Source organism: Mycobacterium sp. E2462 (assembly GCF_001672685.1).
Lineage (GTDB): Bacteria > Actinomycetota > Actinomycetes > Mycobacteriales > Mycobacteriaceae > Mycobacterium.
Genome location: NZ_LZKC01000273.1, coordinates 1 through 22,111, shown reverse-complemented (window position 1 = coordinate 22,111; position 22,111 = coordinate 1). Strand labels below are relative to the sequence as shown.

General features: G+C 71.6%; 24 protein-coding genes and 3 pseudogenes. 5 read left to right on the top strand and 22 right to left on the bottom strand.

Features of this window, described 5'->3' with window-relative positions; translation table 11 throughout:
- Window positions 1-247 (top strand): annotated as a pseudogene (locus A5714_RS25390) (site-specific integrase); the annotation flags it as partial.
- Here the strand turns inward: A5714_RS25390 and A5714_RS25385 are convergent.
- The 6 genes and pseudogenes from A5714_RS25385 to dprA all read right to left on the bottom strand — a co-directional run.
- A pseudogene (locus A5714_RS25385) lies at window positions 224-355 on the bottom strand (site-specific integrase); the annotation flags it as partial. The pseudogenes A5714_RS25390 and A5714_RS25385 overlap by 24 nt on opposite strands.
- Before the next feature lie 32 nt (window positions 356-387).
- Complete coding sequence (locus A5714_RS13635; RefSeq protein WP_068285867.1) at window positions 388-1,560, bottom strand: alpha-hydroxy-acid oxidizing protein; 1,173 nt, start codon at window positions 1,558-1,560, stop codon at window positions 388-390.
- Window positions 1,561-1,602: 42 nt separating this feature from the next.
- A complete protein-coding gene (locus tag A5714_RS13630) occupies window positions 1,603-2,454 on the bottom strand; it encodes a siderophore-interacting protein (RefSeq protein WP_068071249.1) in 852 nt (283 codons plus the stop codon).
- A gap of 123 nt (window positions 2,455-2,577) precedes the next feature.
- Window positions 2,578-2,886, bottom strand: coding sequence for a hypothetical protein (locus tag A5714_RS13625; protein WP_197513689.1), 309 nt, complete (start codon window positions 2,884-2,886; stop codon window positions 2,578-2,580).
- A gap of 287 nt (window positions 2,887-3,173) precedes the next feature.
- On the bottom strand, window positions 3,174-4,559 hold the full coding sequence (locus tag A5714_RS13620; RefSeq protein ID WP_231975886.1) for an MFS transporter: 1,386 nt from the start codon (window positions 4,557-4,559) through the stop codon (window positions 3,174-3,176).
- 135 nt (window positions 4,560-4,694) lie between these two features.
- Window positions 4,695-5,837, bottom strand: coding sequence for a DNA-processing protein DprA (gene dprA, locus A5714_RS13615; protein ID WP_156747312.1), 1,143 nt, complete (start codon window positions 5,835-5,837; stop codon window positions 4,695-4,697).
- Window positions 5,838-5,971: 134 nt separating this feature from the next.
- Between dprA and A5714_RS13610 the strand changes: the two genes are divergently transcribed.
- A complete protein-coding gene (locus A5714_RS13610; protein WP_068285863.1) occupies window positions 5,972-6,247 on the top strand; it encodes a DUF4190 domain-containing protein in 276 nt (91 codons plus the stop codon).
- Window positions 6,248-6,258: 11 nt separating this feature from the next.
- Here A5714_RS13610 and A5714_RS13605 read toward each other — a convergent pair whose 3' ends face one another.
- From A5714_RS13605 to A5714_RS13590, 4 genes are all read right to left on the bottom strand, one after another.
- Window positions 6,259-7,770, bottom strand: a complete 1,512-nt coding sequence (locus tag A5714_RS13605) for a YifB family Mg chelatase-like AAA ATPase (protein ID WP_068285856.1) — start codon at window positions 7,768-7,770, stop codon at window positions 6,259-6,261.
- Complete coding sequence (locus tag A5714_RS13600; protein WP_068285854.1) at window positions 7,770-8,147, bottom strand: YraN family protein; 378 nt, start codon at window positions 8,145-8,147, stop codon at window positions 7,770-7,772. Before A5714_RS13600 ends, A5714_RS13605 begins: the two co-directional genes overlap by 1 nt.
- Window positions 8,148-8,261: 114 nt before the next feature.
- Window positions 8,262-9,083, bottom strand: a complete 822-nt coding sequence (gene fdhD / locus A5714_RS13595; protein ID WP_068068167.1) for a formate dehydrogenase accessory sulfurtransferase FdhD — start codon at window positions 9,081-9,083, stop codon at window positions 8,262-8,264.
- Window positions 9,084-9,179: 96 nt separating this feature from the next.
- Window positions 9,180-10,160 carry an NAD-dependent epimerase/dehydratase family protein gene (locus A5714_RS13590; RefSeq protein WP_068285852.1) on the bottom strand — a complete coding sequence of 327 codons (981 nt, stop codon included), beginning with the start codon at window positions 10,158-10,160 and terminating at the stop codon, window positions 9,180-9,182.
- Window positions 10,161-10,460: 300 nt separating this feature from the next.
- Here A5714_RS13590 and A5714_RS13585 point away from each other — a divergent pair, with 300 nt between their 5' ends.
- Window positions 10,461-11,216, top strand: coding sequence for a GAF and ANTAR domain-containing protein (locus tag A5714_RS13585; RefSeq protein WP_068068227.1), 756 nt, complete (start codon window positions 10,461-10,463; stop codon window positions 11,214-11,216).
- A 6-nt stretch (window positions 11,217-11,222) separates the two neighbouring features.
- Here A5714_RS13585 and A5714_RS13580 read toward each other — a convergent pair whose 3' ends face one another.
- The 4 genes and pseudogenes from A5714_RS13580 to rplS all read right to left on the bottom strand — a co-directional run bounded on the left by A5714_RS13580 (window position 11,223) and on the right by rplS (window position 13,650).
- Window positions 11,223-11,528 (bottom strand): DUF2469 domain-containing protein, encoded by a 306-nt coding sequence (locus tag A5714_RS13580; protein WP_007171389.1) that lies wholly within the window; start codon window positions 11,526-11,528, stop codon window positions 11,223-11,225.
- 28 nt (window positions 11,529-11,556) lie between these two features.
- Window positions 11,557-12,313, bottom strand: a pseudogene (locus A5714_RS13575) (ribonuclease HII).
- Between the two features lie 13 nt (window positions 12,314-12,326).
- A complete protein-coding gene (gene lepB / locus A5714_RS13570; protein WP_068068178.1) occupies window positions 12,327-13,217 on the bottom strand; it encodes a signal peptidase I in 891 nt (296 codons plus the stop codon).
- A gap of 91 nt (window positions 13,218-13,308) precedes the next feature.
- Entirely contained in the window at window positions 13,309-13,650 is a 342-nt protein-coding gene (rplS, locus tag A5714_RS13565; RefSeq protein ID WP_068068181.1) for a 50S ribosomal protein L19, read from the bottom strand.
- A gap of 347 nt (window positions 13,651-13,997) precedes the next feature.
- Here rplS and A5714_RS13560 point away from each other — a divergent pair, with 347 nt between their 5' ends.
- Window positions 13,998-14,972 (top strand): hypothetical protein, encoded by a 975-nt coding sequence (locus A5714_RS13560; protein ID WP_068285850.1) that lies wholly within the window; start codon window positions 13,998-14,000, stop codon window positions 14,970-14,972.
- On the opposite strand, the gene trmD is transcribed toward A5714_RS13560, so the two are convergent.
- The 5 genes from trmD to A5714_RS13535 all read right to left on the bottom strand — a co-directional run bounded on the left by trmD (window position 14,969) and on the right by A5714_RS13535 (window position 17,676).
- Complete coding sequence (trmD, locus tag A5714_RS13555) at window positions 14,969-15,679, bottom strand: tRNA (guanosine(37)-N1)-methyltransferase TrmD (protein ID WP_068285848.1); 711 nt, start codon at window positions 15,677-15,679, stop codon at window positions 14,969-14,971. The genes A5714_RS13560 and trmD overlap by 4 nt on opposite strands.
- A gap of 6 nt (window positions 15,680-15,685) precedes the next feature.
- Window positions 15,686-16,225: a ribosome maturation factor RimM gene (gene rimM / locus A5714_RS13550; RefSeq protein WP_068068188.1), complete on the bottom strand. Its 540-nt coding sequence runs from the start codon at window positions 16,223-16,225 to the stop codon at window positions 15,686-15,688.
- Window positions 16,226-16,242: 17 nt separating this feature from the next.
- Window positions 16,243-16,485 (bottom strand): RNA-binding protein, encoded by a 243-nt coding sequence (locus A5714_RS13545; protein WP_003878715.1) that lies wholly within the window; start codon window positions 16,483-16,485, stop codon window positions 16,243-16,245.
- A 5-nt stretch (window positions 16,486-16,490) separates the two neighbouring features.
- The gene (gene rpsP, locus A5714_RS13540) at window positions 16,491-16,982 is read right to left on the bottom strand and encodes a 30S ribosomal protein S16 (RefSeq protein WP_068285846.1); all 492 of its coding nucleotides are present in this window, start codon (window positions 16,980-16,982) and stop codon (window positions 16,491-16,493) included.
- A gap of 262 nt (window positions 16,983-17,244) precedes the next feature.
- Window positions 17,245-17,676: a nuclear transport factor 2 family protein gene (locus tag A5714_RS13535; protein ID WP_068285844.1), complete on the bottom strand. Its 432-nt coding sequence runs from the start codon at window positions 17,674-17,676 to the stop codon at window positions 17,245-17,247.
- A 71-nt stretch (window positions 17,677-17,747) separates the two neighbouring features.
- Here A5714_RS13535 and A5714_RS13530 point away from each other — a divergent pair, with 71 nt between their 5' ends.
- Window positions 17,748-18,629: a D-alanyl-D-alanine carboxypeptidase family protein gene (locus tag A5714_RS13530; RefSeq protein WP_369829442.1), complete on the top strand. Its 882-nt coding sequence runs from the start codon at window positions 17,748-17,750 to the stop codon at window positions 18,627-18,629.
- Here the strand turns inward: A5714_RS13530 and A5714_RS13525 are convergent, their stop codons facing one another.
- The 3 genes from A5714_RS13525 to A5714_RS13515 form a co-directional block, all read right to left on the bottom strand.
- On the bottom strand, window positions 18,630-19,232 hold the full coding sequence (locus A5714_RS13525; protein ID WP_068285862.1) for a TetR/AcrR family transcriptional regulator: 603 nt from the start codon (window positions 19,230-19,232) through the stop codon (window positions 18,630-18,632).
- Window position 19,233: 1 nt separating this feature from the next.
- A complete protein-coding gene (locus A5714_RS13520; RefSeq protein ID WP_068285839.1) occupies window positions 19,234-21,027 on the bottom strand; it encodes an amidohydrolase family protein in 1,794 nt (597 codons plus the stop codon).
- Window positions 21,028-21,128: 101 nt separating this feature from the next.
- Window positions 21,129-21,965 (bottom strand): hypothetical protein, encoded by an 837-nt coding sequence (locus A5714_RS13515; RefSeq protein WP_068282812.1) that lies wholly within the window; start codon window positions 21,963-21,965, stop codon window positions 21,129-21,131.
- Window positions 21,966-22,111 lie beyond the last annotated feature (146 nt).

Sequence of the window (22,111 nt, the reverse complement as noted above, 5' to 3'; positions counted from 1 at the left end):
CGGCCGCTCGGCGCACACCCGCCGCGCCTACCTCGGCGATCTGCGGTCGCTGTGGGCGTTTCTGCAGCAGCGCGGCGTCGACCTCGCGGGATTGAGCCTGCCGCTGTTGCGCGCCTGGCTGGCGTCGGCCGCGGGGGCCGGGACGGCCCGCACGACGCTGGCCCGGCGCACCTCGGCCGTCAAGTCCTTCACCGCATGGGCCGTCCGCCGCGGCCTGCTCGCCGAGGACCCCGCCGCGCTGCTGCAGAAACGCCCACAGCGACCGCAGATCGCCGAGGTAGGCGCGGCGGGTGTGCGCCGAGCGGCCGCACTGCAGCCCCAGGTACTCGTCGAACTCCTCGAGTATCTCGTCCACGCCCTCACGGTGGCAGGCGCGGACGCGGCGGCTCAGTCGACGCGCCGCAGCGTGTCCGGGGTGAGATCTTGCAGCGTCGGGTAGCCGTCGACGGCCATGATCAGGTCCGCCTCGGCGAGCAGGCTGCGCAGCACATGCACGATGCCGTCGTCGCCGCCCAGCGCCAGCCCGTAGGCGTAGGGGCGGCCCACGCCCACCGCGGTGGCGCCCAGCGCCAGCGCCTTGACGATGTCGGAGCCGCTGCGCACGCCCGAATCGAACAGCACGGGCAGCCCGTCGGCCGCCTCGACCACGCCGGGCAGGCACTCGATGGCGGGCAGGCCGCCGTTGGCCTGCCGACCGCCGTGGTTCGAGCAGTAGATGCCGTCGACGCCGCCGTCCTTGGCGCGACGGGCGTCGTCGGGGTGGCAGATGCCCTTGACCAGCAGCGGCAGATCGGTCAGCGACCGCAGCCAGGGCAGGTCGTCCCAGGTCAGCGCGGAACCGAAGACCTGCACCCAGCGCAGCACGGCGGCTTGCGGGTCCTCCTCCGGGGTCCGTTGCAGGCCGGCGCGGAACACGGGGTCGCTGGTGTAGTTGGCCAGGCAGTGCCCGCGGAGTTGGGGGAAGTTGGCGGTGCTCAGGTCGCGCGGGCGCCAACCGGTCACCCAGGTGTCCAGCGTGACGACGATGCCCTTGAACCCGGCCGCCTCGGCGCGGTGCACGAAGCTGGCGGCCAGCTCGCGGTCGTTGGGGGTGTAGAGCTGGAAGAAGCCGGGGGTGTCACCCAGGGCGGCGGCGACGTCCTCCATCGGGTCGACGGACAGGGTGGAGGCGACCATCGGGACACCGGTGCGCGCGGCCGCTCGAGCGGTGGCCAGGTCGCCGTGGCCGTCCTGGGCGCAGATCCCGATGACCCCGATCGGCGCCAGGAACGCGGGCGTCGGCAGGCTCAGACCGAACAGGTCGACCGACAGGTCGCGCTGCGCGGCGCCGACGAACATGCGGGGCATCAGCCCCCAGCGTTCGAACGCCGTGGCGTTGGCCCGCTGGGTGCGCTCGTCACCCGCTCCGCCGGCGACATACGACCACACTGAGGGTGGCAGCGCCGTGGCGGCCTTGGCCTCCAGCTCGGAGAAGACCATCGGCAGCGGCGGGACCACACCGGCCAGGCCTCGCAGATAGATCTCGTTCTGGTAATCCCCGAAATGCGGTGACAGTGCCATGGGGAAGAGCATGCCAGCCCGCCGCAGCGGCAGGCGAAGTCGTCAGGACCCGCCGGCCTCCGCCTGCGCCAGCTCCTTTTTCCACTGCCGGAACGTCTCTTCGGTGCGGCCCCGACGCCAGTACCCGGAGATCGACGACGCCCACTTCGCGTCGACGCCACGCTCCTTGCGGATGAAGGGCCGCAGGTTGTGCATGACGGCCTGCGCCTCGCCGTGGATGAAGACGTGGACCTGGCCCGGCAGCCACAGCGTGGTGGTGACGGCCTCGACGAGCGGCGAGTGATCACCGGCGCGGTCCTCGGGGACCAAGTCCGCCCGGCCGCCGCGGTAGACCCAGTGCACCTCGACGCCGTCCGGCGCCACCAGCGGGATCTCGTCTTCCGGGCCGGCGACCTCGATGAAGGCCTTGCCGACCGCGCTGGCCGGCAGGGCCTCCAGCGCGGCGGAGATCGCCGGGAGCGCCGACTCGTCGCCGGCCAGCAGATGCCAGTCGGCCGCGGGGTCGGGCGTGTACGCGCCGCCGGGGCCCATCAGGTAGATGGTCTGGCCGGGACGGGCGGCGGCGGCCCACTGCCCCGCCACCCCGTGTTCCCCGTGGGTCACCAGGTCCAGCGTGATTTCGTGTGCCGCCACATCGACGCGGCGCACCGTGATGGTGCGCACCGAGGGCCGCTTCTCGGGCGGCAGGCCGGAGAAGCTGTCGAGGGTCAACGGCTGCGGCAGCGCCGAGACGTCGATGTCGTCCGCGACGAAGGCCAGCTTGACGTAGGAGTCGGTGAATTTGCTGGGCACGAAGGAGCTGAAGTCGCTGCTTCGCAGCACAACCCGGATCATGTGCCGCGTGAGTTGTTCAGTACCGACGACTTCGAAACGTTGCAAAGGCCGACCCGCCACGTGTCCTCCTGTCCAGTCCCGACCCCCGTCGACTATACGAGCCGTTTCGCGGGCGCGGCCTGGCCACGTTTGCCGGTCGGCATGGCACGGCGTCGTGCCGGACGGCGAAAGGCCTGTTGTGGGCTAGGAACGCGGCGGGGCGCCGTTGCAGAGTCGCAGTTGCGGATAACGCCTGGTGGTGACGGTGAGGGTGCCCGCCACGTTGGTGATGGTGGCGCCGTCGGCCCCGACGGCGGCGTTGGCGGTGCGGTTGGCCGCTGCGGACAACGGGGAGGCCGTCTGGATCCGCGGTGCGGTGGTCGACCAGCTCACCGGCACAGACAGCGGTCCGGGCGCGATCGCCTTGCCCCGGCGTCCGGAGACTTCACCGGCCCGGATCCGCGGCTGCACCGTCGCGTCCTTCGAATCCGTTTCTTGCACTACACTATTCACGATTCCTCCTGCCCCATCAGTCAACCTCGCAGGCGAAGAGATCCCAGCAGCAGCGACCACCGTTTGCGTCTATGTATCGACAGCAGGACCTGTTGTCCGAATCGCACGCGGCCAACGCTGAATTGTCCGGCGGCGCAGTCGAGCGCCGCCTCCCGTATCGCGTGGTGCAGCGGGCGGCCTGAGAACGCCTTGCCGACCGCCCGCGGTACCGCGTTACGAAGCTCCGGCTGCAAACACCGCACCCCGGTGGGACGGGCGAGCCCGAGGCGGTCGTTGCGCCGCTGGCGTCACCGGTCGGCGCCCTGGACGTCTGGTTCGGGCGTGCGGACTTCGGGGTTGATGTCGTCGACACTTCGATGCGAGGTGCGCGGGCCCAGCCAGAGAACCGCGACGCCCACGAGTGCCAACGCGGCGGCCACGACGGCGAACATCGCGCCCGCACCGTAGCGGTGCAGGACCGGTAACAGCAGAAACGGCGAGGCGCCGCTGGACAGGCGGGACAACGAGTAGGTCCAGCCGACCGCTGTGGCGCGCACCTCGGTGGGGAAGATCTCCGCCTGGTAGACGTGGTAGACGTTGGAGAACACGTTGCAGGTGGCGGTGGTCAGGAAGCCGAACAGCACGATCAACGGCGCCGACGACTGCGTGGCGAACAGCAGGCCGAAGCCAGCGACCGCCGCGATCGACCCGACGACCAGGAACTTGCGCTCGAATTTCGCGATGAGCGGGATGGCCATCGCCGACCCGATCGGATATCCGAGGAACGACACCGCACTGAACAGCATCGACGAGGCGACAGGGAAGCCGCGGTTCACGAGGACCAGCGTGGCCAGTGTGCCGAAACCGTAGTAACCGAACGTCTGGAACAGATGGAAGATGACCAGCATCGCCAGTCGGCGGCTGTAGGGGGCGCGGCGCAGTATCGGGAAGGCGGGCCTGGCCGGCGTGTGCAGCCCGTGGTCGGACAGGTCCGCGTCGTGCGTGGCCGCTGACGGTGCGCCCGCGAATCGGGCCAGCACCCGGCGGGCCTCGTCAACGCGCCCGGCGCCGGCCAGCCAGCGCGGTGACTCCGGCAGCCACCGGTTGAGGGCCAGCACGCTCGCGGCACCCACTCCCCCGAAAGCCACGAGCCAACGCCAGCCCGCGATACCGATGGGTGCGCGGCTGCTCAACCAGAACGACAGGAACCCGGCCAGTGGCACCGCCAGGTGGGAGCATGTGTACGCGTAGGCGGCCAGCCGGCCACGCTGCTCCTTCGGCAGCACGTCGGCCAGGTAAGAGTCGGCCACCGGGTAGACGGCGCCGATGCCCACGCCCGCCAGGAACCGCGTGGCCAGCAGCAGCGCGGGGGACGGCACGAACGCGCCCAGCAGGGAGAACACCGAGAACCAGGCGAGGCCGATCAGGAAGCCGTTGCGCCGGCCCAACCGGTCGGCGAGCCCGCCGAAGAACGCCGCGCCGAGGAACATCCCCAAGAATGAGGACGCCAGCATCAGTTTGAGAACGATGTCGCCCACGCCGAATTCACGCCGCATGGCGGTGCCGATGGTGGCAGACAGGAAGATCTCGTAGATCTCGAAGAACAATCCGAGACCCACGGCGACGACGATCTTGCGGTGCACCGGTCCCACCGGCATGTCGTCGAGCGCCTCGCCGATCGAACTCCCCGTCACGCTGACGAGCGTAGTGGCGCAAGACCGGCGCCCCTCCCCGGCGACGGCCCGGCCGGTGGGCTACCCGGCCGCCCAGGGCCCCGGTCCGCCGGCACGGTTTTCCCCTGGGCGGTGGCCGAGCGGTTGTCCGCCTGATCACGGCGCCGGCGCCGCAGCGGCGCCGGCGCGAACGATGCCCCAGCGCCCGCCGTCGCGCCGGACCAAGCCCGCGAGCTCCAGCATCGCCAGGGGCCCCAGCGCCTGCTCGGGTGCGAGGCCCGACCCGACGGCGATTTGCTCGACCGTCACCGCGCCGCGGCCGGGCAGCGCCTCGTACACCCTGCGTTCGGCGTCGCTGAGTTCGTCGAACACGGTGGCGGGGCCGCATTCCTCGGGCGCCAGCTCGCCGATGCGTCCCATCAGCTCGACCACGTGCTCGGCCCGGGTGACCAGTTGCGCGCCGTCGCGCAGCAACGCGTGGCACCCCGCGGACGCCGACGACGTCACGGGGCCGGGCACCGCGGCCACCACCCGTCCCAACGCCCGCGTCCACGCGGCGGTGTTCGCCGCGCCGCTGCGCAACCCGGCTTCGACGACCACGGTGGCGCCGGCGGCTGCGGCCACCAGGCGGTTGCGGGTCAGGAACCGGTGCCGGGCCGGCCGGACGCCGGGCGGATATTCGGTCAACAGCAGGCCGTGCTGGCCGACGCGATGCAGCAGGGCGGTGTGGCCGCTGGGATAGGGGACGTCGATGCCGCCGGCCAGCACGGCCACAGTGACGCCGTCGCTTTCCAGGGCGGCGCGGTGCACCGCGCCGTCGATGCCGTAGGCGCCACCGGAGACGACGGCGACGTCGCGTTCGACCAGCCCGGCCGTCAGGTCGGCGGCCATGTGTTCGCCGTACGCGGTGCACGCGCGCGTGCCCACCACGGCCGCCGCGCGATCCGTGATCTCGTCGAGGCGGGCGGGCCCCAACGCCCACAACACGAGCGGCGGCCCGCCGCGCGGGCGGGCTTGAGCCCCGGTGAACGCGGCGAACGCCAGCACAGGCCACTCGTCGTCATCGGGCGTGATCAGCCGGCCGCCGCGGCGTGCGAGCGTGTCGAGATCGGCGGCCGCACAGTCCATGTGACGCCGGGCCGCGGTATGGCGCGCCAGGTCGCCCTGGACCAGACCGCGGCGGATCGCCTCCGCCGCGTCGACCGGCCCGACGCGCCGCACCAGGGCGGCGAGTTCGGCGCAGGGTGGCTCGGCCACCCGGGACAGATAGGCCCAGGCGCGCCGGACGGGGTCGTCGATCCACGCGGTCATCGCCGGGCCTCCCGTCCCAAGAATCCGCCAAGAATCCGTTCAGGCCGCCGCGGGAGTGTCTGGGTGTCAGCAGCCCGCCGCCTTGAAGCGGCCGGCAACGAACGGAGCCCGCGATGATGACGATGACGATCGGTCGACCGATGATGTGCGCCGCACCCACCCGCCAGCGCAACCCCTGGGCCATCGCGGCGTTCGCCTTGAGCCTGGTCTGCTGGGTGGGCCTGCCGATCCCCCTGCTGAGCGCCGCGCTCGCGTGGATCGCGCTGCGCGACATGGAACGGCGCGGCGAGAGCGGCCGGGCGATGGCGCAATTCGCGCGCGCGTTCGCCGTCCTGGTGACCGTCGCGATCGTGATGCGCGGCGGGCACACCGACTGGTTGCGGATGCTGCACTGGTGATCGCGCCGCGCTCATCGCTGCGCTCCCCCTTGCCGGAAACTCAGCGCGGTGGCTACCTCGTCGGGACCCGGTGAGACCCGGCCGGCTAGATCGGCCAGGCTCCACGCGACGCGCAGCGTGCGGTCGAGGCCGCGGATGCTGAGCAGCCCGCGGTCCAGCGCCCGCTGCAGCGGCACCATCGTCGCGTGGGCCGGCCGGAACTCGCGCCGCAACAGCGGGCCGCTGACCTCGGCGTTGGTGCTGAAGCCGTGCGGTCGCCAGCGGTCGGCCGCGGCCGCCCGCGCTTGGGCCACCCGCCGGCGCACCTCGGCCGTGGGCTCACCCTCGCCGCCGGAGAAGGCGCCCGCGCGGACCGGGTCCATCTGCACCCGCAGGTCGACCCTGTCGAGCAGCGGCCCGGACAGCTTGCCCAGGTAGCGGCGCCTGGTCGCGGCCGCGCAGATGCAGTCCTGGGGGCGGGCCGGCGCGCACGGACACAGGTTGGCGGCCAGGACCAGCTGGAACCGCGCCGGGTAGCAGGCCACGCCGTCGCGGCGGGCCAGGCGAATCTCGCCGTCCTCCAAGGGAGTTCGCAACGCCTCCAGCGCGCTGACGCGGATCTCCGCGCACTCGTCGAGAAAGAGCACGCCGCGATGCGCGCAGCTGACCGCCCCGGGACGCGCCAGCCCCGAGCCGCCACCGACCAGCGCGGCCACGCTCGAGCTGTGATGCGGCGCCACGAAAGGCGGCCGGGTGATCAGCGGCGTCTCGGCCGACAGGAGCCCGGCCACCGAGTGGATGGCCGTCACCTGAAGCGCCTCACTGTCGGTGAGCGGGGGCAACAGCCCCGGAAGCCGTTGCGCCAGCATCGTTTTGCCGACCCCGGGCGGCCCGGTCAGCATGAGGTGGTGCGCGCCCGCGGCGGCGACCTCCACCGCGAACCGGGCCTGCGTCTGCCCCACCACGTCGGCCAGGTCTGCCAGCGGTTCGGGCGCCGCGGCCTGCGTGTGCACGCCGCTGTCCAGGGGCGCGGCGCCGTTGAGCCACTTCTGCAGCTGCCCCAGCGTGCGCACCCCGTACACGTCGATGCCGTCGACCAGGCTGGCCTCGGCGAGGTTGTCGACGGGGACCACGACCGCCGGCCAGCCGTCGCGTTTGGCGGCCAGCACCGCGGGCAGCACGCCGCGCACCGGCCGGACGCGGCCGTCCAGCGACAGCTCGCCCAGCAGCACCGTCTTTTCGAGGCGATCCCAGGGATTCCTGCGCTGCGCCGACAGCACGGACGCGGCCAGGGCGATGTCGTAGACGGAACCGGTTTTGGGCAGCGTCGCCGGCGACAGGGCCAGCGTGAGACGCGCCAAGGGCCAGCTGTTGCCGCAGTTGGCGACGGCCGCGCGGACCCGGTCGCGGGATTCCTGCAGCGCCGCGTCGGGCAGCCCGACCAGGTGCACACCCGGCAGCCCGGACGTGATGTCGGCCTCGATCTCCACGATCTGCCCGTCCACGCCGCGCACCGCGACCGAGAAGGCGCGTCCCAGCGGCATCAGCCGATCCCTTGCAGGTGGGTGAGCTCGGGGGTGCGCCGCCGCCCGATCCGCACGCCGATCACGTCGATGCGCAGCGCGGCCCACCGGCCGTCCTGGCCGGCAAGCCAGAGGCCGGCCAGCCGGCGCAGCCGCCGGACTTTGCGCGGGGTGACGGCGTGCGCCAGGCCGCCGTATCCGTCACCGGTGCGGGTCTTCACCTCGACGAACACCACCGTGCGGGTGATGTCGTCGCAGGCGATCACGTCGAGTTCGCCGTAGCGGCAGCGCCAGTTGCGGTGCAGGATGCGCAGTCCCAGCCGCGTCAGGTGATCCACGGCGAGCGCCTCCCCCAGCGCGCCCAGCTCGATGCGGGTCATCGTCGATTCGGTCGTCATGGGCGCCACCGTGCCCGGTGACCCCGACAGGTCGGCCGGGCGTCGCGGCGGGCGGGCGCCCACGGCGGGTGGTTATCCCCAGTCGGCCGCCCGTCCACAGCCGGCCGGGCGCACTCAGGCGATGCGGTCCGCGCGGGTGTAGACGTTCATCGAGTCCTCCCGCAGGAACGCCACCAGCGTCACGCCGGACTCCTCCGCCAGCGAGACGGCCAGCGAGGACGGCGCGGACACCGCCGCCAGCACCGGGATTCCGGCCATCACGGCCTTCTGCGTCAACTCGAACGACGCCCGGCCGCTGACCAGCAGCACCGTCGCGACCAGCGGCAGCTGCCGATGCTCCAGGGCCCAGCCGAGCACCTTGTCCACGGCGTTATGCCGGCCGATGTCCTCGCGCACCACCAGCATCTCGCCGCCGGCTCCGACCAGCGCCGCGGCGTGCAGGCCTCCCGTGGTATCGAAAACCTTCTGCGCGGAACGCAATTGGGCCGGCATCGCCTTCAGGGTGGCCGCGGCGACGGTCACGGGATCCTCGCCCGGCGCGAAGCGGCTGACCAGCCGCACCGCCTCCAGCGACGCCTTGCCGCACACCCCGCACGACGAGGTCGTGTAGAAGTTTCGCGTGACGTCGAGGTCGGGGGCGGCCACGCCCGCGGCCAGCGTCACGTCCAACACGTTGTAGGTGTTGACGCCATCGTCGCCGCGCCCGCCGCAATACCGGATGCTGACCACGTCGTCGCGGCCCGCGATGACGCCCTCGGTGAGCAGAAACCCTTGCGCCAGCTCGAAATCGGACCCGGGTGTGCGCATCGTCACGGTGATCGGTGCGCCGGCGACCCGGATCTCCAGCGGTTCCTCCACGACCAGGGTCTCCGGCCGCGTGACCGAACGGCCCGCGGTCAGATGTTGCGCGCGCCGGCGCGCGGTGACGTTACCCACCGGCGTTCCACCGGTCGCGGCCCACTAGTCGGATCCCCGCGGGCGCCGATTCTCCACCAGCCCAAACTACAGTGGTCGGCGCCGCGGGCGCCGGGCTCACGCCGTCGACGCGAGCGCGGTCAACGTGTCGGCCGAGGAGTGGATAGGCCGCCAGCCCAACTGCGTCCGGGCCTTCGAGGTGTCCATGACCATCGACGTGCGGGCGGTGTGCAGCCACTCCAGCATCGACGGGATGCGGGGCGCGCGGGACAGCGCCGCGGACGCCGCCGTCGCCGCGACGGCGGGCACCCGCACGGGGCGGCCACCCAGCGCCTTGGCCACGTCGCCCACCGTCACCACCCCGTCGCCGGCGATGTTGTACACCCCCGGCGGCGCCGGCGTCGTGGCCGCCAGCGCGATGGCCGTGGCGACGTCGTCGTGGTGGACCAGCTGCAGCGGGATACCGGGGTCGGGCACGACGGGCTTGAGGATGGGCACCGCCTTCACCACGGCGCGCACCGGGGCGGGCAGTTGATTCCACGGCATCGCGTCGGCCAGGGCGGTGGCGTTAGGGCCGGCGACGATGCACGGCCGCAGCACGAAGACCTCCAACGACGAGTCCGCGGTGATCTCGGCCAGCAACTCCTCGCACGCCGCCTTCTGGGCGGAGTAATAATGCTCGGCCGAGCCGCGGGTGGGCACATCCTCGGTCAACGGAACGGGATTGTCGGTGTGGTACCCGTAGGCCGCCACCGACGACGTGTAGACCAGGCGGCGGGTTCGCGGGCTGGCCGCCGTCGCCTCGAAGACGTTGCGGGTGCCCTGCAGGTTGATGCGGGCGCTTTCCCCCCGCGAGCCCATGATGATGAACGCCAGGTGGATCACCACGTCCGCCTGCGCGACCAGGGCGTCGACGGCCTCGCGGTCGAGGATGTCGCCCTGCTGGTAGGTGGTCTTGGTCCACCCGCGCGACGACGGGTCGAACGGCCGGCGGGCCATCCCGATGATGGCGTCCACCGCGGGTTCGCGCTCCAGGGCCGTCACCGCGGAGACCCCGATCTCGCCCGTCGGCCCGGTCACCGCCACGGTCACTCCCATCCCTCGATGGTTCCCGCCGCCACCGCGCCGAAACCACACCGTGGGAAACCTCACGCCGCGCGCGGCGCCATCCTTCGGGACGGCCCGGCGCCGGGCATCCGGTGTCGCGATTCGCCAGTGCAACGGGCGCGGTACCCGTATTGTCGTCGGGTGTTTTCTTTGGTCAGCGGCAGTGGCTCGACGACGCGCCCGCGCAGGGGCGACCGCACCGAACAGCACGTGAGGCGCGCGCCGGCGACCGATAATCTACGGCGATGACCGCAGGTCGCGATGCCGACACCGCAGGAAAAGAGGCCCGGCGTGGGAGATGATCCGAAGGCTGGCCCCGCAGCACCACTGCCAGGAGGGGAGAAAGCCGACCCGGGGACGGTTTTCGCGGCGCTGGCCGAGATCATCTACCAAGGCTCCGACGCCAACGAGATGTACGCGGCGATCTGCGTCGCCGCCACCCTGGTGGTCCGCGGGTGTGACCACGCCAGCCTCCTGGTCCGCGACGGCGACCGCTACGTCACCGTCGGCGCCAGCGACCGGATCGCGCAGCACATCGACGAGTTGGAGCGGCGCTCCGGAGACGGCCCGTGCATCGACGCGATCGAGGAGGAAACCCCGCAGATCGAGCCCGACCTCACCCGGCCGTCGCTGTGGCCGCAGCTGGCGAAAGTGCTGATCGCCGACACCCCCGTGCGCGGCGCCATGGGCTTTCGGCTGCTGGTGGACAAGCGCAAGGGCGCCGCGCTCAACCTGTTCAGCGACACCCCCAACACCTTCGACGCCGAGGCCGCCGGCCGGGCCGCGGTGCTGGCCGCGTTCGCCAGCGTGGCCATCAACGCCGTCGCCAAGGGCGAGGATTCGGCGAGCCTGCGGCGCGGGCTGCTCAGCAACCGGGAGATCGGCAAGGCCGTCGGCATGCTGATGCTGCTGCACGAGCTGGGCGAGGACGAGGCGTTCGACCTGCTGCGCCGGCACTCCCAGGCGCTCAACATCAAGCTGGCCGACGTGGCGCGCGAGGTGATCGACCGGCGCGGGCAGCTGCCGTCGGCCGAGCAGCAGGGCTAGGGCCCGCTATTCGGGCAGCCGCAGCTCGGGCTTCTCGACCTCTTCGATGTTGACGTCCTTGAAGGTGACGACCCGCACCTGCTTGACGAACCGCGCCGGCCGGTACATGTCCCACACCCACGCGTCGGACAGGCGCAACTCGAAGTAGACCTCGCCGTCAGCGTTGCGCGGCACCATCTCCACGCTGTTGGCCAGGTAGAAACGCCGCTCGGTTTCCACGACGTAGCTGAACTGACCGACGATGTCCTTGTATTCGCGGTACAGCGAGAGCTCCATCTCGGTTTCGTACTTCTCGAGATCTTCTGCGCTCATCTGCCACTCATCCGCTCGGACGTCCTTCTTAGTGATGCTTCCCGAACCATCTTTCCTCACCGATATCCGTTGCGCTCCAGCGGAGGGTCGGGATCGCACTCGGCGACCACCCGGCCGCCGGAGCCGGCCGGTGCCAGGGCGACCCGCCGGACGTTGATGAACGACCGGCGATGTTCGGGGCACGGGCCCAGCCGCGTCAACGCCGAGCCGTGCGCCGGGGTGCTGTAACCCTTGTGGTCGGCGAAGCCGTACCCGGGGTGGTCGGCGTCCATCGCGACCATCAGCCGGTCGCGGCTGACCTTCGCCAGCACGCTGGCGGCGGCGATGCACGCCGCGACCGCGTCCCCGCCGATCACCGGCAGCGACGGGACGGCCAGGCCGGGCACCCGGAAGCCGTCGCTGAGCACGTAGCCGGGCCGCATCGGTAGGCCGGCGACCGCGCGGCGCATGCCCTCGATGTTCGCCACGTGGACGCCGCGGCGGTCCACCTCGGCCGGCGGGATGAAGACCACGTGGTAGGCCAGCGCGTAGCGGCGGATCACCGGGAACAGCTTCTCCCGCGCCGCCTCTGTCAACTTCTTCGAATCGTCAAGCGCCGCAAGGCTTTCCAGGCGGGTGGGCCCGAGCACGCAGGCCGCCACCACCAGCGGGCCCGCGCAGGCGCCACGACCGACCTCGTCGACGCCGGCCACCGGACCCAGCCCGCTGCGGTACAGCGCCGACTCCAGGGTGCGCAACCCCGACGATTTGCGGATCACCGTCCGCGGCGGCCAAGTGCGGATCATGCGCGGCCCACGGCTAGGAATTCTGCTGCGGGTTCACCGTTTCCACACCACGCCATCGCGTCGGCGGCCACACGATGAACCTGGCCTTGCCGATGACGTTGGCCACCGGCACGGTCCCCGACATGGGGTCGCCGGTACACAACACGCCCTTGAGCGCCTCCGCCGGGACACTGGTGCAGTGCGCCCGCGAGTCCGCGGAGTGCGTGCGGTTGTCCCCCATCACCCACAGCCGCCCGGGCGGGACGGTGACGGGCCCGAACTCGCTGCCCAGGCAGGGGTACACGGCCGGGTCCGCCATCATGGTCGACGGGTCGAGGTAGGGCTCCTTCAGCGGCCGGCCGTTGACGGTCAGGCCGGTGTCCGCGCGGCACTGCACCGTCTGGCCGCCGACCGCGATCACCCGCTTGACCAGGTCGTTCTCGTCGGGCGGGACGAACCCGATGAACGACAGCGCGTCCTGCGCCCAGCGCAGCACGGTGTTGTTGGACCGGATCGACTTGTAGCCCAGGTTCCACGGCGGCGGCCCCTTGAACACGATGACGTCGCCCGGGCTCGGCGGGTGGAACCGGTAGGTGATCTTGTCGACCATGATCCGGTCGCCGACGCAGCCCGTGCAGCCGTGCAGCGTGGGCTCCATCGACTCCGAGGGAATCAGGTAGGGCCGCGCGACGAACGTCAGCATCACGTAGTAGAGCACCACCGCGATGACCGCCAGGATCGCGAACTCCCGCAGCGTCGAACGCTTGCCGCCGTCCTTGGCGTCCGCGTCGGGGTCCGGTTCGGCGGGTTCCGGGATCGCGGGGCCCGCCGCGGCAGCCTCGCCGGCAGGCGGGTCCGCGTCGCGGGTCGAGACCTTGGGCTCCGGCTGTCCGGCGTCGCGCTGGGGCTCGGGGGTATCGGTCACGAGATCAGCGTAGCCAGCCGGCGTCGCGGCTGCGGTGCACCGCCCCCGGACCGATCTGTCCAAACCGCGGCGCCGCCAACGCGTCTGGAGGTCAGCGCTTTTCCTTGATCTTGGCCTTCTTGCCGCGCAGCTCGCGCAGGTAGTACAGCTTGGCGCGGCGCACGTCACCCCGGGTCACGACCTCGAGGTGGTCGATGTTGGGCGAGTGCACGGGGAAGGTCCGCTCGACGCCGACGCCGTAGCTCTCCTTGCGCACCGTGAAGGTCTCGCGGATGCCACCGCCCTGCCGGCGGATCACCACGCCCTTGAACACCTGGATACGCTCCTTGGCGCCCTCGATGACCTTGACGTGCACGTTGATGGTGTCACCCGGGCCGAAAACCGGGATGTCGTCGCGCAGCGACGTCTGATCGACGAAGTCCAGCCGGTTCATCTGAGAAGACACTTCCTTGCGGTCGCGGTCAGCAGCGGCCACCCGGGACGGGCGGCCGCCGAGCCGATGGTTCTAGGCATCTTGCGCGTCTCGCAGCAGGCGGAATGCGGCCGGACCGGCCTGCAACCGCTGGAGACAACTGGTCAATTGTGCCAGATGCGCCCCATCCGGCGAAAATCACAGCGATTCGGCGGTTCGCGGCGAGCCAAACCCGCTGGTGAATGGTACATATGACTGGGGTCAGAACGCGCTCACCCGCACTTTGGCGTGATGGCCGGGTCCGGTGGCGCGCGGCGGCCCGCATCCGTGTCCGTCGGCACGGTGTGTCGGTACGTCGGAGGAATCTCATGCGGGTACGGCCGCTGACCCTGTTCACCGCCACAGCGGCGGTGGCGTTGGTGGTCGCCGCCGGCTCCGAGGCGCGGGTGCAGGCCCGGGCCTACAGCCTGCCCGTCTATGCCGCGCCCGCGCAGGCGCTGACGGCGCCGTCGCCCCGGCCGACGCAGTCGGCCGAACTGCTGCTCGAGGCGGCCCTGCCGCAACAGCAGCCGCCGCTGTCCGACGCCGGGCTTGGGCCACTGCAGGCCCGCGTCCAGCAGGCGATCGACGCGGCCGCGGCCAGCGGCGCCGCGGTGTCGGTCGCCATCCTCGACCGCGTCACCCACCGGCTGGTCAGCAGCGGCAACGGCCAGATCATCGGGACCGCCTCGGTCGCGAAGCTGTTCATCGCCGACGACCTGCTGCTGCACGAGTCCCAGGGCAAGGCCGCGCTGGCCCCGGAGGACCGCCAGGCGTTGGACGCGATGCTGCAATCCTCCGACGACGGCGCCGCCGAGCGGTTCTGGGGCCAGGGCGGCGGGTCGGCCATCATCACCGAGGTCGCGGCCCGGTACGGCCTGGGCTCGACCACCCCGCCGAGCGACGGCCGGTGGTGGAACACGATGAGCTCGGTCACCGACCTGATCCGCTACTACGACATGCTGCTCGACGGGTCGGGCGGGCTGCCGCCCGCGCAGGCCAAGATCATCGAGAACGACCTGGCCCGGTCCACGCCGAACGGGCTCGACGGCTACCCGCAGCGGTTCGGCATCCCCGACGGCCTCTACGCGGAGCAGGTCGCCGTCAAGCAGGGCTGGATGTGCTGCATCGGCGCCGACTGGATGCACCTGTCGACGGGCCTGGTGGGCGCCGACCGCCGCTACATCATGGTGGTCCAGTCGCTGCAGCCCTCCGACGAGGCGACCGCGCGGGACACCATCACCCAGGCGGTCAAGACGATGTTCCCCGAGGGCCGTATCGACCCGCCGCGCCGCGGGCTCTAACCCGACGCGTCCGGGCCGGGCGGTTCCAGCAGCTCGGGCCGACGCTCCCGGGTGCGCTGCAGCGACACCTCGCGCCGCCACGCCGCGACCCGCCCGTGGTCGCCGGAGAGCAAGACGTCGGGAACGTCGAGCCCGCGCCAGCTGGGTGGCCGGGTGTAGCTGGGGCCCTCCAGGCGCCGGTCCAGCGCCGGCGCGTGCGAATCCTCGCGGTGCGACGCCGGGTTGCCGAGCACGCCGTCGAGCAGCCGCAGCACCGACTCGATCATCACGAGCGCCGCCGACTCGCCGCCCGGCAGCACGTAGTCGCCGATGGAGACCTCTTCCACCCGCATCCGCCGCGCGGCGTCGTCGACGACCCGTTGGTCGATGCCCTCATAGCGGCCGCAGGCGAACACCAGGTGCGCCTCGGCGCTCCAGCGCTGCGCCGTCGCCTGGGTGAACAGCGCGCCCGCGGGCGTCGGCACGGCCAATAACGTGTCGGCCGAACAGATCTCGTCGAGGGCCGCGCCCCACACCGGCGCCTTCATGACCATGCCCGGGCCGCCGCCGTAGGGGGCGTCGTCGACCGAGCGGTGCACGTCATGGGTCCACCGCCGCAGGTCGTGCACCCGCAGGTCGACGAGTCCGGACTGAATAGCCTTGCCGGGCAACGCCTCTCGCAGCGGGTCCAGGTAGGCCGGGAAGATGGTGACGACGTCGATTCGCATGAGCCGCTACCCCAGGTCCAGCAGGCCCTCGGGCGGATCGATCTCGACGACCCCGTCGCCCAGCGACACGTCGGTGACGATCGCGCCGACGAACGGCACCAAGACCTCGGGGCTTTGGCCCGCGACCGCGCCGGCCCCGCGCCGCACCGCCAGCAGTTCACCGGCCGCGGTGTGCAGCACCTCGGCCACCACCCCGATCTCCTCGCCGGCGACCGTGCGGACGCGCAGCCCCTCGAGCTGGTGGTCGTAGTAGGTGTCCGGCTCGTCGATCGGCGGCAGGTCGTCGGAATCGACGACGAACAACGCGCCGCGCAGCGCGTCGGCGGCGTCGCGGTCGGTCACGCCGGCGAACCGCACCAGCAGCCGGCCGCCGTGCTCGCGCACGCCGTCGACCACGCAATCGCGTTCCCAACCGGCACGGGAGTGCTTGGCGCGCAACGTGTTACCCGAGGCGAAGCGGGCCGCGGGGTCGTCGGTGCGGACCTCCACCACCACCTCGCCGCCGATGCCGTGCGCCTTCACCACGCGCCCGACCGTCAACTCCAAGGGAGCTCCTTGAGCGGTTACTGGTCGGTGTCCACCACGTCGACGCGGATCCCGCGACCGCCGATGCCGGCGACCAGGGTGCGCAACGCGGTCGCGGTGCGGCCCCCTCGCCCGATCACCTTGCCCAGGTCGTCGGGATGGACGTGGACCTCGACCGTGCGCCCGCGGCGACTGGTCACCATGTCCACGCGGACATCGTCGGGGTTGTCGACGATCCCGCGGACCAGATGCTCGACAGCGTCAACGACGACCGTACTCACCTGCGTCAGCTCTCGGTCGCCGACTCGGCCTGCTCGCCGGCCTCGGCCGGCGCCTCGCCCTCGGGGGCCGCGGACTCGGCGTCGGGGGCTTTCGCGGTCGCCTTCTTGGCCGGGGCCTTCTTCTTCGGCGTGGTGGCCTCGGTGGTGGGTCCGCCCTCGGCGGCGGCCAGCGCGGCGTTGAACAGCTCCAGCTTGCTGGGCTTGGGCGGCGCGACCTTCAGGGTGCCCTCGGCGCCGGGCAGACCCTTGAACTTCTGCCAGTCACCGGTGATCTTCAGCAGCTTGAGCACGGGCTCGGTGGGCTGGGCGCCGACCGACAGCCAGTACTGGGCGCGCTCGGAGTCGATCTCGATCAGGCTCGGCTCTTCCTTCGGGTGGTAACGGCCGATGACCTCGATCGAGCGGCCGTCGCGCCGGTTGCGCGCGTCGGCGACGGCGATGCGGTACTGGGGGTTGCGGATCTTGCCAAGCCGGGTGAGCTTGATCTTGACAGCCATGGTTGAGCGAAATCTCCTGTGGGGTGTCACGCTGCAATTCAGCGATCGGGGCGGGATGCCCGGACCCGGTTTTGCCTCGCGTTTCCGACCGGCGGGCGGGCACTCGCGAGTGGGTCGCGCGCCGGACAGCCGCCTATTGTGCCAGAACGGGGCGCCCGGACAGAAATGCGCGGTCCCCGTGCGGCGAGATTGCCGCCATGGTCGCGATCCGGGCGCCGGCGCAGCCCTGGCGGCAATCTCGCCGCACGAAGCAGCCCGGGCGTCACATCACCTTCTGGAAGACCTTCGTCTCGACGCGCCGGGTCATCCGCCAGCCCTGAGGCGTGCGCACGAATTCGTCGTCGTACCACAGCGCGCAGAACATCACCTGCTCCCCCGCTTTTCCCGCCTCGTCGGGGAACACCATCGGGTTGAAGCAGATGACCCGCGACGAGGCGGTGTCCCCGTCGACGTCGACCGAGAAGTTGCCGAGCATGTGGGCGTAGACGGGGAAGTTGGGCAAGACCTCACTGAGCCACTTCTTGACCTCGGGGTAACGGCCCTCGATGCCGCCGAAGGCGGTGTAATCGATGTAGGCGTCTTCGGTGAAGACCTCGTCGAGGTCGTCGAAGCGGCGCTGGTCGATGGCGGTGGAGTAGTCCACCATCAGCTGCTGGATCTCGAGGCGGTCGGAGATTTCGGCCAGGCTCAACATGCCTCGAGACAGTACTGAACATCGCCGCGAAAATGGGTCGGAAGTTAGACTTTGCGCCCATGCGCAAGCTCATGGCCCTCGTGACCAAGGTGCCCGCCGCGCTGGTCGCGCTCGGCACGTGCACGGCCACCGTCGTGACCGGCACCGCGTGGGCGGACAGCATGCAGCCGGTCGGCTCGATGCCCATCCCCGACGGCCCGGCGCAGACCTGGATCGTCGCCGACCTGGACAGTGGCCAGGTGCTGGCCGGGCGCGACCAGAACGTCGCGCACCCACCGGCCAGCACCATCAAGACGCTGCTCGCACAAGTCGTCCTGGATTCGGTCAGCCTGGACTCCACCGTCGTCGCCGACGTCGCCGACACCGAGGTCGAGTGCAACTGCGTCGGCATCAAGCCCGGCCGCACCTACACCGCGCGCCAACTCCTGGACGCCCTGCTGCTGGTGTCGGGTAACGACGCCGCGAACACCCTGGCGCACATGCTGGGCGGCCCCGAGGTCACGGTCGCCAAGATGAACGCCAAGGCGGCCTCGCTGGGCGCCGCCAGCACGCACGCGGCCACGCCGTCCGGCCTGGACGGCCCCGCCGGCTCGGGAGCGTCGACGGCCCACGACCTGGCGGTGATCTTTCGCGCTGCCATGGCCAATCCGGTGTTCGCGCAGATCACGGCCGAGCCCTCGGCGATGTTCCCCGGCGACAACGGCGACCACCCGATCGTCAACCAGGACGAGCTGCTGCAGCGCTACCCCGGCGCCATCGGCGGCAAGACCGGGTTCACCAACGCCGCCCGCAAGACCTTCGTCGGGGCCGCGGCCCGCGGCGGCCGCCGGCTGGTGATCGCCATGATGTACGGGCTGATCCATGAGGGCGGCCCCACCTACTGGGACCAGGCGGCCACGCTGTTCGATTGGGGCTTCGCGCAGAGCCCGCAGTCCAGCATCGGCTCGCTGTAGTCAGTCCGCACCCGGCCGGGCCGCCGCCGCCAGCAGCGCGGCGAGCACGGGAATCCGTTGGGCCGCAATGGCCGGCTGCGGCAACACGCCCTCCACCACGGCGGCCCCGTCGAAGACGTTGGTCATCAGAGCCACCAGCACGGGGAAGGTGTCCTCGGCGAAGCCGTCGGCGCCGGGCAGCGCCCGGGCCGCGTCGTGGATCTTGGCGGCGTACTGGCCCAGCTCGTGGCGCAGGGTGGCCCTGAGCTTGTCGTCGGTGCGGGCGGCGATCAGCAACTCGTAGAGCACCGCGTTGGCCGGGCCCGCGGTCAGGTCGCGCAGGATCACCAGCGCCGCCTCCAGCGCAGGCTGGTCGGCGGGAATCTCCGCGACGCCCTTGGTGAACGACTCCAGCTGCCGGCGCAACACCTCCGAGGCCGTCGCGGCCATAAAGTCGCCCATGGTGTCGAAATGCCGGAACAGGGCCCCCACCGACACCCCGGCACGCTTGGTGATCACCGCGGCCGACGCCCGGGCGTAGCCCACCTCGACGATGGTCGCGATGCAGGCGTCGAGCAGCCGGCCGACGGTCTCCTCGCGGCGCTGCTGCTGGGTGCGGGCCACCTCAGGCCCCGGCGCCCGCCGCGACGCCGCCGCGCTCCCGCGCGCCCGCACGCAGGTACCGGCCCGAACGGCAGGTCCGTCCGTAGCCCTCGCGGAACTCGCCGCGCTCGTAGACGACCACCCCGCCCACGCCGGTCGCCAGCACGGCGTCGTCGTTGCGGTTCACCATGCGGCGCAGGCCGCCGTAGAACGGCACCTCCTCCTCGTGGTAACCGTCCACCGCGTCGTCGAGGCCAGCGGGGTCGATGACGACGAAGTCGGCCCGGTCGCCGCGGCGCAGCGTGCCGGCGTCGATCCCGAACCACTCCCCCAGCTCTCCGGTGAGGCGGTGCACGGCCTGCTCGATCGACATGAAGGGCGCGCCACCGCGGTGGGCGTCGCGGGTGCGCTTGAGCATCCGCAGGGCGAAGTTGTAGAACGCCATGTTGCGCAGGTGCGCCCCGGCGTCGGAGAAGCCCATATGCACGCTGGTCTCCGTGGCCAGCGCGTCGAGCAGCTTCGGGCGGTGGTTGGCGACCGTGGTGGTCCACCGCACGTTGCGTTCGCCGTTGTCGACCAGCACGTCGAGGAACGCATCGAGCGGGTGCAGACTCCGCTCGTCGGCGATCGCCCCGAAGCTCTTGCCGATCAGCGACGCGTCCGGGCATTCGACGATCACCGCGTCGTGAAAGTCGCGGTGCCACAGCGACGGCCCGAGTTTGACGCGGTCGAACTCGCGACGGAATTTCCGGCGATAGTCCCGGTCGGCCAGTAATGCGTTGCGCTGCAATTGGTCTCGCAGATGCAGGGCGGCGGTGCCGGCGCCGAACTCCTCGAAGACCGGCAGGTCGATGCCGTCGGAGTACAGCTCGAACGGCACCGGCAGGTGCTGGAACCGCACCTGCGCGCCCAGCAACTTGTTGAGGAAGCGGGTCGCCGGGCCGAACATGTAGACCGACAGCGGCATGGACTTGGCGTCGGCGGAGACCAGCATGCTCATCCGAACACTCTTGCCCCAGTTCAGGATTCGGCTGCTGGCGAAGAAGAACAGCATCCCGGTTGACGGCTTGGCCACGTTGGGCGCGCTCTGCAGGATCCGCCGCCGCCGGCGCAGCACCTTGAGCAGTCGGCGCCGTTCCCGCCAGGTCGCGAACGTGGACGGCAGGGCACGCGAACGGAAGCGCTCGCCGTCCAGCTTGTCGATGGCGGCGTCCATGCCGGACATCCCGAGCATCCCGGCGTCGAGCGCCTCGTCGAGCAGGCGCGCCATGGTGGCCAGCTCGTCGTCGGTGGGTCGGACGGCGGCGTCGGTGGCGCGCTCGAGTCCGAGCACGGCCGTGCGCAGGTCCGAATGCCCAAGCAGCGAGCCGACATTGGGCCCCAGCGGCAGGGCGTCGAGCGCCTTGACGTATTCGGCCGCCGTCGACCAGGTGCGGTTGGAGTGCAACGCGCCGAACACGAATTCGCGCGGTACCGCCTCCACCCTGCTGAACAGGTCGGCGGCGTCCTCGGAATCGGCGTACACCGTCGACAGCGAGCAATTGCCCAGCAGCACGGTGGTGACGCCGTGGCGCACCGACTCCCGCAGCCCGGGGTCCAGCAACACCTCGGCGTCGTAATGGGTGTGCACGTCGATGAAGCCGGGCACGATCCACTTGCCGCCCGCGTCGATCACCTCGGGGCAGCCGGTCTCGTCCAGCGGCCCGGTGGAGACCGTGGCGACCACCCCGTCGCGGATGCCTAGGGTGCGCGTCCGCGGCGCGCTGCCGGTGCCGTCGAACCACAGTCCGTCGCGGATGATCACGTCGTAGGCCACGCTGCCCTCCCGGTCGTCGTGCGGCCACCCTAGCGTAGATAGTGAGCACTCGCAATCTTTTCGGCGCGGCGCGCGCGGCCGTGTGCCGATGTGAGTCTGCGTTACCGCTCGCCGTTGGGGCGGTACGGCGACAGCGTCGGCGCGGCGGCGCCCGGGCTCTCGGGCGGCTTCGCGGGATCCGGCACCGCGACGGCCGGCGGCACCTCGCCCCGGCGGCTGGCGACCGCGGGGATCCGGATGACGGCCGACTGCTGACCGCACTCGTTGGTCTGGACGGTCACGGTCTCCTCGCCGACGAAGTCACCCGGCGGCTGCGGTCGCAACGCCAGCACCAGCGTCGTGCTTTGCGTGGCCTGCGACCCGTCCGGGCCGAAGCACGGGAAGTCCAGGTCCACCGGCTGCGACAGCCACTGCCCGTCGGTGAACCGCAGGAAGAACACGCCCCCGCCGGGCGACATCGCCCGCGAATGGTCGTTGTCGTCGAGTTGGGCGGCGGCGGCCGTGCAGGCCTGCGGGCCGCACGACGACCGGAACGCCCACCAGGTCCGGATGTCCGGCGGCTGCGGGTCGGCCACGTCGTTGTAGGTCTGCTTGGTGCGTTCGGTCTCGAGGCGGAAACTGCCGTCGAGCTGGGCGGCGGGCGGCGGCGCGGCGGTCACGGGCCCGGGCACGGCGGTGATCGACGGCGCCGGCCCCGCCACCGGGGCGGGCCGCGACGCGGTGTGCCGCCCGAGCGCGACGCCCGCGGCCAGCGTCCCGAGCTGGCCCGGCTCGACGAGGTCTTCGCCAAGGCGCTGGCCCGCGACCCCGGTGATCGGTTCGCCACCTGCCGGGACTTCGCCGAGGCGGCCGCCGAGCAGGTGGGCGGCGCCGGCGCGGGCCGCGGATACGAGGCCCGCCGGAAACGACGCGCGGCCGCCGAGCGGCCGACCGTGCACGGGCTCGACGACATCGCCACCCTGGACGCCGCGGACCAGGCGGCAAGCCAGGCGGCCGCCGGACCGCCGCCGCGTCGGTCCCGGCGTAGATCGGCACGCCGGCCGCGCGCGCCGAGGCGATCTGGCCGACCCCGCGGGCGTGCAGA